The organism is Sinorhizobium sp. BG8, assembly GCF_016864555.1.
Lineage (GTDB): Bacteria > Pseudomonadota > Alphaproteobacteria > Rhizobiales > Rhizobiaceae > BG8.
In genome coordinates this window covers 4,372,355-4,385,362 of the sequence record NZ_CP044011.1, presented here as the reverse complement: position 1 = coordinate 4,385,362, position 13,008 = coordinate 4,372,355, and the positions used below count along the sequence as shown (strand labels likewise).

Annotated in this window: 14 protein-coding genes and 1 pseudogene; 8 read left to right on the top strand and 7 right to left on the bottom strand. The window is 62.1% G+C overall.

Features of this window, described 5'->3' with window-relative positions:
* Nucleotides 1-11 precede the first annotated feature (11 nt).
* On the bottom strand, nt 12-215 hold the full coding sequence (locus tag F3Y30_RS20440; protein ID WP_203424480.1) for a YdcH family protein: 204 nt from the start codon (nt 213-215) through the stop codon (nt 12-14).
* Between the two features lie 217 nt (nt 216-432).
* Between F3Y30_RS20440 and F3Y30_RS20435 the strand changes: the two genes are divergently transcribed.
* Nucleotides 433-606, top strand: coding sequence for a DUF465 domain-containing protein (locus F3Y30_RS20435; RefSeq protein ID WP_203424479.1), 174 nt, complete (start codon nt 433-435; stop codon nt 604-606).
* A gap of 197 nt (nt 607-803) precedes the next feature.
* Here F3Y30_RS20435 and F3Y30_RS20430 read toward each other — a convergent pair whose 3' ends face one another.
* Nucleotides 804-1,064, bottom strand: a complete 261-nt coding sequence (locus F3Y30_RS20430; RefSeq protein ID WP_203424478.1) for a metalloregulator ArsR/SmtB family transcription factor — start codon at nt 1,062-1,064, stop codon at nt 804-806.
* A 384-nt stretch (nt 1,065-1,448) separates the two neighbouring features.
* Nucleotides 1,449-2,219 (bottom strand): sulfite exporter TauE/SafE family protein, encoded by a 771-nt coding sequence (locus F3Y30_RS20425; RefSeq protein ID WP_203424477.1) that lies wholly within the window; start codon nt 2,217-2,219, stop codon nt 1,449-1,451.
* A 102-nt stretch (nt 2,220-2,321) separates the two neighbouring features.
* Between F3Y30_RS20425 and F3Y30_RS20420 the strand changes: the two genes are divergently transcribed.
* The 6 genes and pseudogenes from F3Y30_RS20420 to F3Y30_RS20395 all read left to right on the top strand — a co-directional run bounded on the left by F3Y30_RS20420 (nt 2,322) and on the right by F3Y30_RS20395 (nt 7,997).
* Entirely contained in the window at nt 2,322-2,975 is a 654-nt protein-coding gene (locus tag F3Y30_RS20420) for a thiamine phosphate synthase (RefSeq protein ID WP_203424476.1), read from the top strand.
* Between the two features lie 7 nt (nt 2,976-2,982).
* Nucleotides 2,983-4,152 carry a tetratricopeptide repeat protein gene (locus F3Y30_RS20415; RefSeq protein WP_203424475.1) on the top strand — a complete coding sequence of 390 codons (1,170 nt, stop codon included), beginning with the start codon at nt 2,983-2,985 and terminating at the stop codon, nt 4,150-4,152.
* Between the two features lie 164 nt (nt 4,153-4,316).
* Nucleotides 4,317-4,879 (top strand): annotated as a pseudogene (gene efp / locus F3Y30_RS20410) (elongation factor P).
* Nucleotides 4,880-4,942: 63 nt separating this feature from the next.
* A complete protein-coding gene (locus F3Y30_RS20405) occupies nt 4,943-5,743 on the top strand; it encodes an inositol monophosphatase family protein (protein WP_203424474.1) in 801 nt (266 codons plus the stop codon).
* A 140-nt stretch (nt 5,744-5,883) separates the two neighbouring features.
* Entirely contained in the window at nt 5,884-6,963 is a 1,080-nt protein-coding gene (locus F3Y30_RS20400; RefSeq protein ID WP_203424473.1) for a MotA/TolQ/ExbB proton channel family protein, read from the top strand.
* A gap of 2 nt (nt 6,964-6,965) precedes the next feature.
* Complete coding sequence (locus tag F3Y30_RS20395; RefSeq protein WP_203424472.1) at nt 6,966-7,997, top strand: peptidoglycan -binding protein; 1,032 nt, start codon at nt 6,966-6,968, stop codon at nt 7,995-7,997.
* A 175-nt stretch (nt 7,998-8,172) separates the two neighbouring features.
* Here F3Y30_RS20395 and F3Y30_RS20390 read toward each other — a convergent pair whose 3' ends face one another.
* A complete protein-coding gene (locus tag F3Y30_RS20390) occupies nt 8,173-9,906 on the bottom strand; it encodes an ABC transporter transmembrane domain-containing protein (protein WP_246753004.1) in 1,734 nt (577 codons plus the stop codon).
* A 274-nt stretch (nt 9,907-10,180) separates the two neighbouring features.
* On the opposite strand from F3Y30_RS20390, the gene rpmE reads away from it, so the two are divergent.
* Nucleotides 10,181-10,402 (top strand): 50S ribosomal protein L31, encoded by a 222-nt coding sequence (gene rpmE / locus F3Y30_RS20385; RefSeq protein ID WP_203424470.1) that lies wholly within the window; start codon nt 10,181-10,183, stop codon nt 10,400-10,402.
* A 189-nt stretch (nt 10,403-10,591) separates the two neighbouring features.
* On the opposite strand, the gene F3Y30_RS20380 is transcribed toward rpmE, so the two are convergent.
* From F3Y30_RS20380 to F3Y30_RS20370, 3 genes are all read right to left on the bottom strand, one after another.
* A complete protein-coding gene (locus F3Y30_RS20380; protein ID WP_203424469.1) occupies nt 10,592-11,110 on the bottom strand; it encodes a DUF1465 family protein in 519 nt (172 codons plus the stop codon).
* A gap of 385 nt (nt 11,111-11,495) precedes the next feature.
* Nucleotides 11,496-11,684, bottom strand: coding sequence for a DUF1192 domain-containing protein (locus F3Y30_RS20375; protein ID WP_203424468.1), 189 nt, complete (start codon nt 11,682-11,684; stop codon nt 11,496-11,498).
* Entirely contained in the window at nt 11,638-12,957 is a 1,320-nt protein-coding gene (locus F3Y30_RS20370) for an MFS transporter (protein ID WP_203424467.1), read from the bottom strand. Before F3Y30_RS20370 ends, F3Y30_RS20375 begins: the two co-directional genes overlap by 47 nt.
* Nucleotides 12,958-13,008: the final 51 nt, after the last annotated feature.

Below are 13,008 nucleotides of genomic sequence, written 5' to 3'. Positions count from 1 at the left end.
GCGTTTCCGGTTCAGGCGATGATGTCTGGAATGATCTGGTCTTCGAGCTTGGAAATGCGATCCTTGAGCACGAGTTTCTTTTTCTTCATTCGCTGGATTCTGAGTGCTTCGCACCCGGTCTGGATCATGGCGTTGATAGCAGCGTCATAGTCCTCGTGCTCCTGGCGCAAACGCGCCACGGTAAGCCTCAATTCCGCCTGCTCCTGGTCTGCCATGCTCTTCGTTCCCCGTCATTTCCGATGGCGGCCGTATGCCGTTACCCGCCAGTTCGAACGCTGCTCCTACCACGAAAGCCGGGGTAACGGGAAGTTATCCTTCGCCACGATTTCGCCTTCGACAAATGAAAAATAGCATGGCACACTCGAATTGTTGCAACCTGGATCATCTGGAACGAATGAGAACAGATGCGAACATAAGGGAAGGAACTGGCACATGACGATTGAGGCTCATCTTGCCACGCTTGAGAAGAAGCACGTCGCCTTGGAGGAAGAACTTCACGCGGCGATGACACGTCCTTCTTCGGAAGATCAGCTTATTGCTGACATCAAGCGGAGGAAGCTGCGCATCAAGGACGAAATTGAAAGACTTCGTTCAACGACTCATTGAGCAGGTTCGGTACATTCCGAGAAGAGACAGGGGCCGCGAAGGGTAGGAGTAAGATTTAGGGAAGGGCTCGACAGATCGAGCCGCATGCGAGGGTCCCAAGCCCGCTGCACTTTCCTTTAGAGTTGCCGAGTGGTTCGAAGCCCCGGCCGTCAGGACAGGCGGCCGGGGCGCTATTTTTTCCGGGTACCGGAAAGCGCTCAGACCCAGAACTGATCCAGCCAGAAATTCAGCCTGTTGAAGCCCTTGTTGTTGATCGCGTAGATCCGCTTCGTCCCCTTGGACGTCACGCTGACGAGATTGCTGTCGAGAAGGGCCTTGAGATGCTGCGAGACCGCCGGGCGACTGATCGGCAGGCCTTGCGAGAGTTCGTTGACGGTCTTCGGAGCGCGGCGAAGTTCCTCCAGCAGAAATCTGCGGTTCGGGTCGGCAATCGCTGCAAAGGGATCCGTGCTCGCCATGCTAAAAAATTTATGGCAAGGCAACAAAGTCGGCAAGCTATTTGTGCATCGCCGCATTAGTTCTTCCGTACTAGTTCGCGTTGCGGTTCATCAGCCTCATTCTGTTGGTCCAAACCGGGATGATCCGCCAGAAGAAGGGAGAAGGTCGTAGCCTCAGCTACGGCCAAACCCTTCGACGCCGGGGGCGCCCGGTTTCGACCAACCCTCTGGGCCGGATGGATTTGCGCCATTCTCGTCGGCTTTTGGCGCAGCCGTACGTTATGGTACGCCTTTGCCAAAAGCCTCGATCCTGACACAAATTCATCTGGCAGAATGAGGCTGATGAGCCACAACGCGCTCTAGACCGCATTGCGGCACTCCCTCCGGAGAGGGAGTGCAATGGTGTCAGACGAGCGCCATCAGACCATCGGCCGCCAGTTTGATCCCTGCGAGAAGGGCCATCGTGTACATGAACGGATAGAACACTTCCGGCTTCATGCGCTTGATCAGGAAGCCGCCGATCATTGTTGCAATGGCTGCGAGGGGGACGAGGGTCGCCGATATGTAGAGGTTGGCGGTGTCGAGCTGGCCGAGCGCGAAATAGGGAATGAGCTTTACCGCATTCAGGATTGCAAAGAAGCGGACGGCGGCCCCCGTATAGTCGCGGGGAGGAAGTTTCAGGGGCAGCCCGTAGATCTGGAAGGGTGCACCGCCCGCATGCGCGACGAAGCTGCCATAGCCCGAAAGCGTGCTGAGCAAGACGGCCGGCACCAGGCGGTGGGGTTTCGGCGCGACCAGGATGCCGAAGCGCGCCTGCCAGCGAGTATAGAAATACCGCACCGCGAAGAGGATGGTGATCACGCCGATGATAAAGCGAAGGGCGTCGCGCGGCACGTAGGCGGATGTCGCCCAGCCGACGAAGATGCCGATCAGCGCGCCGGGCAGCATGATCTCGATAAGGCGCCGGTTGTTGCTGCTGCGCCAGATCCACAGCGAAACCATGTCCATCACGATCAGGATGGGCAGGAGGATTGCCGCCGCCTGCGCGGGCGGGATGGCCATCGCGAGTATGGGCACGCCCAGCAGGGCAAGCGCCTCGCCCATTCCGCCTTTCGTCAATCCGACAAGAATGACGGCCGGAACGGCCGCCAGGTATATGGTGGGGTCGATATCCATCAAGGGCAATTGATCCTGTTCGGCAATCGGTTTATCGGCTTTGTGCGGGAAATACGAGCCTCGGTGTGCCTGCGTGACCTCTCATGTTGAATTGGAAAGCCGATGAGTGAAATCGACGATCGCTGCCGTCTTGTTCTGATCGTTCCGGAAAGCGATGACCTGGCTGCCCGCCAGACGATGCTTGCGGACGCACTGAAGGGCGGTGATGTCGCCTCCGTGATCCTTCCGCAGTACGGATTGGACGACGGTGTCTTCCAGAAGCACGCGGAGGCCCTGGTTCCTGTGATCCAGGCGGCGGGTGCAGCGGCGCTCATCGCGGGAGACAGTCGTGTCGCGGGGCGCGCCAAGGCGGACGGCCTGCACCTGACGGGTGACCTGGCCTCTGTCGCCGAGGCGGTGGAGAAATTTTCGCCAAAGCTGATCATCGGTGCCGGAAACGCCACGGATCGTCACAAGTCGCTGGAGATCGGCGAGGTGCAGCCCGACTACATCTTCTTCGGCAAGATCGGCGGAGACATCAAGCCGGAAGCGCATCCGAAGAACCTGGCGCTCGGCGAGTGGTGGGCCTCGATGGTCGAGATCCCCTGCATCGTCATGGGCGGAACCGATCCCGATTCCGTGGTGTCGGTCGCCGAGACGGGCGCGGAGTTCGTGGCGCTGTGCCAGGCGGTTTTTGCCGACCCCTCCCGGGCGGCGCAGGTCGTGGCCACGGCGAACGCGCTTCTTGACGAAAAAGCGCCACGGTTTGAAGAATAGTAGCGGCATGATCAAGTCCTACTCCCCGTCCGTCGCAGGCCTCGCCCTGGCGCTTCTCGCAGCACAATCCGTGCTCGCCCCCGCGCCTGCTCTGGCGCAGGCCGGCCAGGCGATCCAGGCGGGTGAGCCGGACCTTCCCCAGGAGTTCAAGAAAGGTCGCGTCACCGTACCGGACAAGCTCGGCGCGACTATTCCCGAGGCGGAGAAGCAGGCGGACGGAGATCCGAACAAGGCCGGGGAGAAAGACGGCGAAAAGCCCGATGGCGCGTCGAGTGGCATCAATGTGCTCGAGCGCATGGGTGCCGAGTTGCCCGAGCTGCCAAAGGAAAAGCCGTTCACGGGCAAGGTCGACGATGCCTATGGCGCATTCCAGCGCGGCTACTACCTGACGGCCATGGAGCTTGCCCTTCCCCGGGCCCAACTCGGCGATCCGGCGGCGCAGACGCTCGTGGCGGAGGTCCTGTGGCAGGGGCTTGGCGTGAGGCGCAATCAGAAGGAAGCGGCCTTCTGGTACGTGCAGGCAGCCGAACATGGCAATCCTGCTGCCATGTTCCGGTACGCCCTCATGCTGATGGACGGCAAGTTTGTTCCTCGGGACCGCAAAAAGGCGGACGAGATGATGAAGAAGGCGGCCGACCTCGGAAATCCGTCGGCCCAGTTCAACTACGGTCAGGTGCTCGTCGCCAATTCGCCGGGTGAAAAGGGTCTTCGTGACGCCCTCCCTTACTATGAGAAGTCCGCCGAGCAGGGGATCGCCGATGCCCAGTATGCGCTGTCGCAGATCTATCTCAACCTGAAGAACCTCGACCCGGAGAAGACAAAGCGGGCCCGCGAATGGCTGCTGAGGGCCGCACGCGCCGGCTACGACACCGCCCAGTTCGACCTCGCGGTCTGGTTGGTGAACGGGACGGCGGGAAAGCGTGACTACGAGGCAGGCTTCCGCTGGATGAAGAGGGCGGCGGAAGGCGGGAACGTTGCCGCGCAGAACGGTCTCTCCCATCTCTACATCAATGCCATTGGGACGCGAGAAAACCCGATCGAGGCTGCGAAATGGTTCGTTCTGTCGCGCCGCGCGGGTCTCAACGATCCGGGTCTCGAGGATTTCTATCTGGGTCTCACCGACGAGCAGCAGAAGGCGGCGATCGACGCTGCCAACAAGTTCCGCTCCTCTTCTTGAGGGTCCGATTGCCCGGCGTTCCCGCGGCGGGATCGCGCGTGTGGCACCTGAACGCAAGGCCCGAGGCTTGAAACTTCGGGGGATTTGTGGTCTTGGAGGCCGCAGTTGCGGGCCAGACGCATTTCAAGCGCCGCGCCGCATCCATTTCTCTACGGAAACAGTTCATGAAGATCAGCGGCAGCGAAATCCGACCGGGCAGCGTTATCGAGCACAATGGCGGGCTCTGGGCCGCCGTGAAGTGCAATACGGTGAAGCCGGGCAAGGGCGGCGCCTTCAACCAGGTCGAGCTCAAGAACCTGATCGACGGCACGAAGCTCAACGAGCGCTTCCGCTCGTCCGAGACGGTGGAGCGCGTCGAACTGGAGAACAAGGACTTCCAGTTCCTGTTCGAGCAGGGCGAAGGCCTCGTGTTCATGGATACCGAAAGCTATGACCAGCTCGAACTGCAGAAGGACTTCGTCGGCGATCGCGCCGCCTTCCTGCAGGACGGCATGATGGTCACAGTGCAGCTCTACGATGACAAGCCTATCGGCGTTTCCCTGCCGGACCAGGTCGTGCTGACGGTCGCCGAGGCCGATCCGGTCGTCAAGGGCCAGACTGCCGCATCTTCCTACAAGCCCGCCATTCTCGAAAACGGCGTACGCGTTCTGGTCCCCCCTTCGTCGAGGCGGGCGAGCGCATTCTCGTCGATACCAATGAAATCACCTATCTGCGCCGCGCAGACTGACATCGGAAAAGCTTCTCGGCAGGGCTCGTGCGCCTTTGCCCGATAGACCAAAGGACATGCCACATGGCTCGCTCAGCCCTTCTCAACGTCATGGTTCAGGCCGCATTCAAGGCGGGCAAGTCGCTCGCGCGTGACTTCGGCGAAGTGCAGAACCTGCAGGTTTCGCTCAAGGGACCAGGCGACTACGTCTCGCAGGCCGACCGCAAGGCCGAGAAGCTTATCCGCGAGGAACTGCTGAAGGCGCGCCCGACCTATGGCTTCCTCGGTGAGGAGAGCGAAGAGATCAAGGGAACCGACGGCGCGCACCGCTGGATCGTCGATCCCTTGGACGGCACCACGAACTTCCTGCACGGCATACCGTGCTTCGCCAGCTCCATCGCGCTCGAGCGCAACGGCGAGATCGTCGCGGCTGTGATCCTGAACCCCGCCACCGACGAACTCTTCACCGCGGAACGCGGCGGCGGCGCCTTCGTCAATGACCGGCGCCTTCGGGTCGCCATGCGAAAGAGCCTGTCGGATGCGGTCGTCGGCTGCGGCGTTCCTCATCTCGGGCGCGGCAATCACGGCAAGTTCCTGATCGAACTCCGTCACGTGATGGGTGAAGTCGCCGGCGTGCGCCGGCAGGGAGCGGCATCGCTCGACCTCGCCTATGTCGCGGCCGGCCGCTTCGACGGCTTCTGGGAGCGTGACCTCGCGGCCTGGGACATCTCAGCCGGCATCCTGCTCATCCGCGAGGCGGGCGGCTTCGTCACCGACCTCAACGGCGGCAACGCCATGCTGGAAACCGGCTCGATGGTTGCAGGCAACGAACATATCCACAAGGCGCTGATGGAGGTCGTGCACCGCCCCGTGCCGCAGCGCTGACGGCCTAGGCCCCGGCGCGGCTTCAGCCGCGCCGGCGGATGTGCGCAAATGATCGCGATGGTGTTAAAGCTATCCTCTTCAATTCGGCGCAATCTTCCTCTAGTCTCCGGGCGTTAAGGGCAGCAGGAGACTCTGGACATATGGCAAAGCTGACACTGTCGGGATGGGGAGCGTCGGCCGAGTCGGGGAGTGAATACTCCCACAAGCTCTCGAGTCCCATGTCCTTCTTCTGGATCATGGTGATCTTTCTGATCATTGTCGGGTTTGTCGTCGCTATCCTTTTCCGGCAGGCGCATACCGCATTTCTGAGCAATCCAGGTCTGAACGGCCTCATTCTCGGCGTCCTGATCATCGGTATCCTATTGGTTTTCAACCATGTTCTGGCGTTGAGGCCAGAGGTCCGGTGGTTCAACTCCTTCCGTGCCGCAGGAAGCGCCGAGAAGGTTGGCCGCAACCCCGTGCTGCTTGCGCCGATGCGTGCGCTGATCGGCCGCCGTCACTCGATGGCGATCTCCACGACGGCGCTTCGCTCCATCCTCGATTCGCTTGCGTCGCGGCTAGACGAATCACGTGACACCTCGCGCTACCTGATCGGCCTGCTCGTCTTCCTCGGCCTGCTCGGTACCTTCTGGGGCCTGCTCGGCACGATCGGGTCGATCAACACCGTGATCCAGTCTCTCGACGCGGGCGCCGGCACCTCGGGCGATATCCTGACGACCCTGAAGGAAGGCCTGTCGACGCCGCTGCAGGGAATGGGAACCGCGTTCTCGACGTCGCTCTTCGGCCTCTCCGGATCGCTGATTCTCGGCTTTCTCGATCTGCAGGCCGGGCGGGCCCAGAGCCGTTTCTATACTGAACTCGAAAACTGGCTTTCCTCGGTAACCGATGTCGGCGCGGAGGTTCCGGCGGTGGCGGAGATTTCTGCCGACAACTCGGTCGACATGCGCGCCCTGGCCGAGCAGATCCTCAAGCTTTCGCAGGAGGGTGGTGGACACAGCCGCTCAAGTGCTGCCATGGCGAGCCTGGCAGAAGGCATCCAGGGGCTGGTCAAGAACATGCGCAGCGAGCAGCAGATGCTGCGCGACTGGATCGAATCGCAGCAGGAAGAGGCCAAGGCACTTCGCCGAACGCTGGATCGCCTGGCGAGCCGCACCGGCGTATCCGATCGCCAGCAGGAGCGGCTGCAGGACAAGATTCATGACAGGGCTGGAGGCGAATAGGCATGGGTCTCTCTCGCAACCGCCGGAGCGAGCGGGCGATAGACTACTGGCCCGGCTTCGTGGACGCTCTCTCCACCCTGCTGCTTTCGATCATGTTCCTGCTCTGCGTCTTCGTGCTGGCGCAGTTCTTCCTGAGCCGCGAGATTACGGGCAAGGACGATGTTCTGAACCGGCTGACCAGCCAAATCAACGAGCTCACGCAACTCCTGGCGCTTGAGAAGAGCGGGAAGCAGGATCTGGAGGATTCTCTTGCCAACCTGCAGGCTTCCCTTGCCCAGTCCGAGGGCGAGCGTTCCCGCCTGCAGCAGCTTCTTGACCAGGGGTCCGGCGCCTCGGCGGCGGCCAATGCGCAGATCGGGACGCTGACGGAATCGCTCGATACCGAGAAGCAAGTGAGCGCCCGGGCGATGAGCCAGATCGAGATCCTCAACCAGCAGATTTCGGCGCTTCGCAGCCAGATCGCGGCGATCGAACAGGCCCTGCAGGCATCGGAAGCCAAGGACCAGTCGTCGCAGGCCAAGATTGCGGATCTCGGCCGACGCCTCAACGTGGCCCTTGCCCAACGCGTGCAGGAACTGAACCGCTACCGGTCGGACTTCTTCGGCAGGCTCAGGGAGATCCTCTCGGACCGCGAAAACATCCGCATCGTCGGAGACCGGTTCGTATTCCAGTCCGAAGTGCTGTTTCCCTCCGGCAGCAACGAGCTGAACCCTGCCGGCGAGGTAGAGATGGCGAAGCTCGCAACCGCGCTTCTCGATCTCGCCAAGGAGATACCGGCCGAGATCAACTGGGTGCTGCGCGTCGACGGCCACACGGACAACGTTCCCCTTTCGGGCACCGGCCGCTATGCAGACAACTGGGAGCTCTCCTCCGCGCGCGCGACCTCTGTCGTGAAGTTCCTGATCAGCAGGGGCGTGCCGGCCAACCGGCTCGTCGCAGCCGGCTTCGGCGAATTCCAGCCGATCGATCAGGCGGACTCGGACACCGCCCGCGCCACGAACCGCCGTATCGAACTGAAGCTGACCGAGAAGTAGGCGGTCTCCGCACTGGGCGAGACGGGCACCAGCTCCATTCCGGGGCCCCCATCTGCGGCCGCAGTTGCGGACATCAGGTCATCTCCGCCTTCTCCAAATCGCGAGACTGCTCGAGCCGCTTGCCTTGAGGCAATTCCGGGCGCGGATCCGCTGCCCGGGTCTTTCTCAACGCGCTCTAGTTCCGGACCGCGGCGAGAATGTCCTGCGCGCCGTGGTCGAACTGCAGACGCGCGAGTTTTGCGTAGAGCCCGCCCTGGCGGATGAGGGACTGGTGGGTACCTTCCTCGACGACGTGGCCGTGATCCATGACGAGGATACGGTCGGCTTTCAGCACCGTCGCAAGGCGATGGGCGATGACGATCGTCGTGCGATGCCCCATCAGGCCGTCGAGAGCCTTTTGAACCAGCGTCTCGCTTTCGGCATCGAGGGCCGAGGTTGCCTCGTCGAGCAACAGCAACGGGGCGTCCTTCAGGATTGCGCGGGCAATCGCGATGCGCTGCCGCTGGCCACCGGAAAGCGTGATGCCGCGCTCGCCCACCATCGTGTCGTAGCCCGACTCCAGGCGCCCGATGAATTCCTCGGCCTGGGCCGCCCGTGCGGCAGCCCGTATCGCCTCGTCGCTTGCCGCGGGCATGCCGAAGGCGATGTTGTCGCGTATCGTGGAAGCGAAGATCGTTACTTCCTGGGAGACGATCGCTATGCGTTTGCGAAGCTCGTGCGGGTCGGCGTCGCGCAGATCCACGCCGTCGAACTTCACCGTGCCCGATACCGGGTCGTAGAACCGCAGGATCAGCGACAGGACCGTGCTCTTGCCTGCGCCGGACGGCCCGACGACGGCAACCGTCTCGCCCGGCCTGATAGCGAACGAAAGGCCGTTGACGCTGCGATAGCCGGGACGGGACGGGTAGGAGAAGTGGACGTCGGAGAACTCCACGGCCCCGCGCGCTGGCTCCGGCAGTGCGACCGGATTGGCAGGAGCGGTGATTGCCGGCTCTTCGGCGAGCAGCTCCGAGAGCCGCTCCGTAGCGCCGCCTGCCTGGGAGAGTTCGCCCCAGACTTCGGAGAGCGCGCCCAGGCTGCCGGCGGCGAAGACGGAGTAGAGCAGGAACTGGCCGAGCGTTCCGGCCGAAAGCGTGCCGCTCAGAACGTCCTGCGCGCCGAACCAGAGGACGGCGACGACGCTGCCGAAGATCATGGCGAAGGCGAAGCCCGTGAGGAGCGAGCGCGAGACGATCGCCGAGCGGGCGGCCGAGTATGCCTTCTCGACCGACGACGAGAACCGATCGCGCGCGTAGTCCTCACCGTTGAAGGCCTGCAAGGTGCGTGCGGCGCCGATCGCCTCGCTTGCATAGGCGGAGGCGGAGGCGAGCGTATCCTGCGCTTCCCTGGAGCGGCGGCGTACGGAGCGCCCGAAGCCCACGAGCGGGAAAACGATGATGGGGATGGCGGCGATAACGAGGCTCGAGAGCTTCGGGCTCGTATAGACCATCATGGCGATAGCGCCGAGACAGAGGATGATGTTGCGAAGGGCAACAGATGCCGTCGCCCCGACGGCGGACTTGATCTGCGTCGTATCGGCGGTCAGCCGCGAAACGATCTCTCCGGAATGGGTTCGGTCGAAGAAGGCGGGAGAGAGGGTCGTCAGATGGGAAAAGACATCGCGGCGAAGATCCGAGACGACCCGTTCCCCAAGGGTAATGACGAAGTAGTATCGCAGCGCGCTCGCAATGCCGAGGACCAGCGCCAGCACGAAGAGCATGGCGAAGTAGGTGTCGATGAAGCCGGCGTCCGACTGCGAGAAGCCGTGGTCGATCATACGCCGGATCGCCATCGGAAGCGTAAGCGTCGTGATGGCGGCAACAACCAGCGCAACAATCGCCCCGAGCACGAGCCCGCGATAGCGCTTCATGTAGGGTGTGAGCTTGACCAGCGGCCGGATGGACTTACGCCCTACTTTCTGCGGGGCGTCAGCTTGCTTCTCTTCGCTCAATTTATCCTCGATTCCGGTACTTGCCGGCACGAATTGAGTTTCGGCTCTTGTTATCGCGACGGCCTTCATGTATAGGCTCGCCATCGAATTGGGAAGCCGTAGCTCTAGCCGACTGCGGCTTCATTTACGTCTTTGGACCGGCTGCCGCAATGGAATGCGACAAATGGCCCCCGGAACAAGCAGGAACATTGTCATGAAGGCTGAAATCCATCCCGACTACCACGTCATCAAGGTCGTGATGACCGACGGCACCGAGTACGAGACCCGCTCGACCTGGGGTTCCGAAGGTGCAACCATGAACCTCGAAATCGATCCGAAGTCGCACCCGGCTTGGACCGGCGGCAACCAGCAGCTCATGGACCGCGGTGGCCGCGTCTCCAAGTTCAAGAAGCGCTTCGAAGGCCTCGGCCTCTAATAGGCGCTCGCGGCCGTTACCCACGGCCTGCTTCAAATTGTCGCATTCTGAAAGAGCCCGGTTTTGCCGGGCTTTTTTGTTGTCTGAGAACATGGGGCGAGTGGCGATCCGCGGTGTCCGCTTCATTGGCGAGGGCAACAAAAAACCCGGCCAATGGCCGGGTCCGAGAGGTTCGACGCGCACCGTTGCTCAGTGCTTGGCGAATGCCGTCTGCAGCAGGCTGAGCTGCGCCTGAACGCTGTTCTGGTTGTCGGGCACGAAGGTCGGCATCTCGTGCGGACGATAGATTTCCCGGTCGAGAAGGGCGATGCGGTTCTGCACCCGCAGGGAATGCTCGATGAGGCTGCGGAAAGCTTCCGGAAGGTCGTCCCAGCCCGGTGCGGTGCGATCGACGTTGAAGCTGTCGAGGCGAACCTTGTTCTTTTCCGACATCACCTGCTCGCGCGACATCTCGCCATTGTTGACGGCGCGCTGCAGAAGCAGCCACGAGGCCATCTGCATGAGGCGCGTGGTGAGGCGCATCGATTCTGCGGCGTAGAGCACGGATGCCATGCGTGGCAGGACCTTGGAGGCCTGGCGGCCGGCGCCGTCGAGATAGCTCGCGGTTTCCTCGACCAGACCCATGCCTTCCGCATACAGAGACTTGAACTGCGTGGAGGACGCAGCGTGGCCGGCAAAACTGACGGTATTCAATCCCCGTTCGGACATGATCTTATCCCTGTTAAACGCATCACAAGTCAGGTAACGCCGGTTGCACGGTAGTGTTCCGCCGGGCTGTTCCATGCACACAGAATGATACCATAGCCCATTTCGCGCAAGCGAGATCTTAAGAAAAGGTTAATCTCCACAATTGTTTACGCTCTTCAGGGAGGGAGCCCGGACGAAGACATAAAAAAAGAGCCGCACAAGCGGCTCTCAAGGTAAAACAGGGAGAAAAATCAGACCCATCCCCAAGCGGCGAAGATGTCTGAACCCGGAAAGTCCGGACATGCAAGTAATAGCTCATAAAGCTTAAGGCCTGGTTAACTCTACGTTGATCCTGCCTGCCGTCACCGGGCCGAGCCTCCGGAAATGGCCGTCTCGCAAGACGATTTCAGCGGAATAGTCCTTCCGCTGCGGCGCGGCTTGCACCCTTGCGCTGCTTCTCCTCCTCGAGCCGGCCAATCTCGGTCTTCAGGAGCTCGATGCGATTCGCCAATTCATCCACCGACAGCATGGACAGGTCGCATCCGATGTCATGGGCGGGCCGCTTGATGGGTCGATCGTCGTCGTTGATGCTCATCACTCTCGCTCCTCTTCGCTCTCTGTGCCGGTCGCCTGTGACTGCTGGGCGCGGGAGAAAGCTGCAGGCTCTCAGGCGTCGTCAGCGTGCCGGGGTTGATCGTCGTGTAGGCGTCGCGGGTGGCCGCCGGGCGCGCGGCGCGACGGCGGCTGCGGAAGATCGCGTAGGCGGTAATCAGGCTGTGTGCGATTGCCGTGACCAGGAACAGCGAGTAGGGGCCTACGGACGACATGATCGGGCCGCCAATCGTCGGGCCGATGATCGTTCCTATGCCGTAGAGAAGCAGCAGGCCGCCCGAGACCTTCACGAAGTCTTCGGGGTTCGCAAAGTCGTTGGCGTGGGAGACCGCGATCGGATAGAGCGCGTTGGCCATGGCCCCGTAGATGGCGATGAGGATCAGCAGGGGCGTGAACCCGTTCGGCTGGACCACGAAGAGCAGGAGGCCCGCTACCGCGCCGATGGCGGAGAGGGCTGCCAGCACGTAGCGGCGGTCGACGCGATCGGAGATGCGGCCGGCCGGAAGCTGCATGACGGCGCCCGCGAAGATCGTCACCGCCATCATTACCGCGATCGCACTCGGCGAAAGGCCGGCGTCACTCCCAAAGACGGCACCCAGCGTGCCGAAGGCACCGTTGGCGATGCCGATGAGCACGATGCCCACGCACGCAATCGGCGAGGTGCGGAACAGCGTGGGTATGTCGAGCTTGACCTGCTTCAGCGGTTGCGGGGAGGCCGCAGTCGACAGCGTGGTCGGCAAGAGCGCCAGGCAATAGACAATGCCTGCGACCATGAAGAGGATCGGCGTCTTCACGTCTCCGAGGGGAACCATCATCTGCCCGCCGACCACACCGAACAGGGTGATCGCGATGTAGAGCGAGAAGATGACGCCGCGGCTCTCGTTGGTGGCGCGCTCGTTGAGCCAGCTCTCGATGATCATGGAGGTGCCGGCGGTGGAGAAGCCGGTAAAGGCGCGCAAGGCAACCCACCAGATGGGATCGACGAGAATGCCGGTCAGGAGCGCAATTATGGCGATCAGCGACGAGAACCCGGAAAAGGCGCGGACATGGCCGATGCGCTTTACGACTGTCGGCGCGAGCAGGCATCCAAGGACGAAACCCGTGGCCCAGGATGTGCCGAGAAGACCGAGCAGCGTGGTTGGGTAGCCCTCGAGCGCGCCGCGCACCGGCAGCAGCAGGCCGTGAAGACCATTGCCGAGAAACAGGAACAGCGTACCAAGCAACAGCGCGAAGACAGAAAGCAGGTTATGTCGCATCGTGTTCCCGCAGTATTCGAGATCAGAAAGAACTATGCCGCTAAGGCCATG

Excerpts from the sequence above, each read along its gene's own strand:
- rpmE (WP_203424470.1), top strand. The coding sequence starts at position 10,181 with ATGAAGGCTGAAATCCATCCCGACTACCACGTCATCAAGGTCGTGATG.
- F3Y30_RS20375 (WP_203424468.1), bottom strand. The coding sequence starts at position 11,684 with ATGAGCATCAACGACGACGATCGACCCATCAAGCGGCCCGCCCATGAC.
- F3Y30_RS20435 (WP_203424479.1), top strand. The coding sequence starts at position 433 with ATGACGATTGAGGCTCATCTTGCCACGCTTGAGAAGAAGCACGTCGCC.
- F3Y30_RS20390 (WP_246753004.1), bottom strand. The coding sequence starts at position 9,906 with ATGAAGCGCTATCGCGGGCTCGTGCTCGGGGCGATTGTTGCGCTGGTT.
- F3Y30_RS20370 (WP_203424467.1), bottom strand. The coding sequence starts at position 12,957 with ATGCGACATAACCTGCTTTCTGTCTTCGCGCTGTTGCTTGGTACGCTG.
- F3Y30_RS20425 (WP_203424477.1), bottom strand. The coding sequence starts at position 2,219 with ATGGATATCGACCCCACCATATACCTGGCGGCCGTTCCGGCCGTCATT.
- F3Y30_RS20380 (WP_203424469.1), bottom strand. The coding sequence starts at position 11,110 with ATGTCCGAACGGGGATTGAATACCGTCAGTTTTGCCGGCCACGCTGCG.
- F3Y30_RS20430 (WP_203424478.1), bottom strand. The coding sequence starts at position 1,064 with ATGGCGAGCACGGATCCCTTTGCAGCGATTGCCGACCCGAACCGCAGA.
- F3Y30_RS20415 (WP_203424475.1), top strand. The coding sequence starts at position 2,983 with ATGATCAAGTCCTACTCCCCGTCCGTCGCAGGCCTCGCCCTGGCGCTT.
- F3Y30_RS20405 (WP_203424474.1), top strand. The coding sequence starts at position 4,943 with ATGGCTCGCTCAGCCCTTCTCAACGTCATGGTTCAGGCCGCATTCAAG.
- F3Y30_RS20395 (WP_203424472.1), top strand. The coding sequence starts at position 6,966 with ATGGGTCTCTCTCGCAACCGCCGGAGCGAGCGGGCGATAGACTACTGG.
- F3Y30_RS20440 (WP_203424480.1), bottom strand. The coding sequence starts at position 215 with ATGGCAGACCAGGAGCAGGCGGAATTGAGGCTTACCGTGGCGCGTTTG.
- F3Y30_RS20400 (WP_203424473.1), top strand. The coding sequence starts at position 5,884 with ATGGCAAAGCTGACACTGTCGGGATGGGGAGCGTCGGCCGAGTCGGGG.
- F3Y30_RS20420 (WP_203424476.1), top strand. The coding sequence starts at position 2,322 with ATGAGTGAAATCGACGATCGCTGCCGTCTTGTTCTGATCGTTCCGGAA.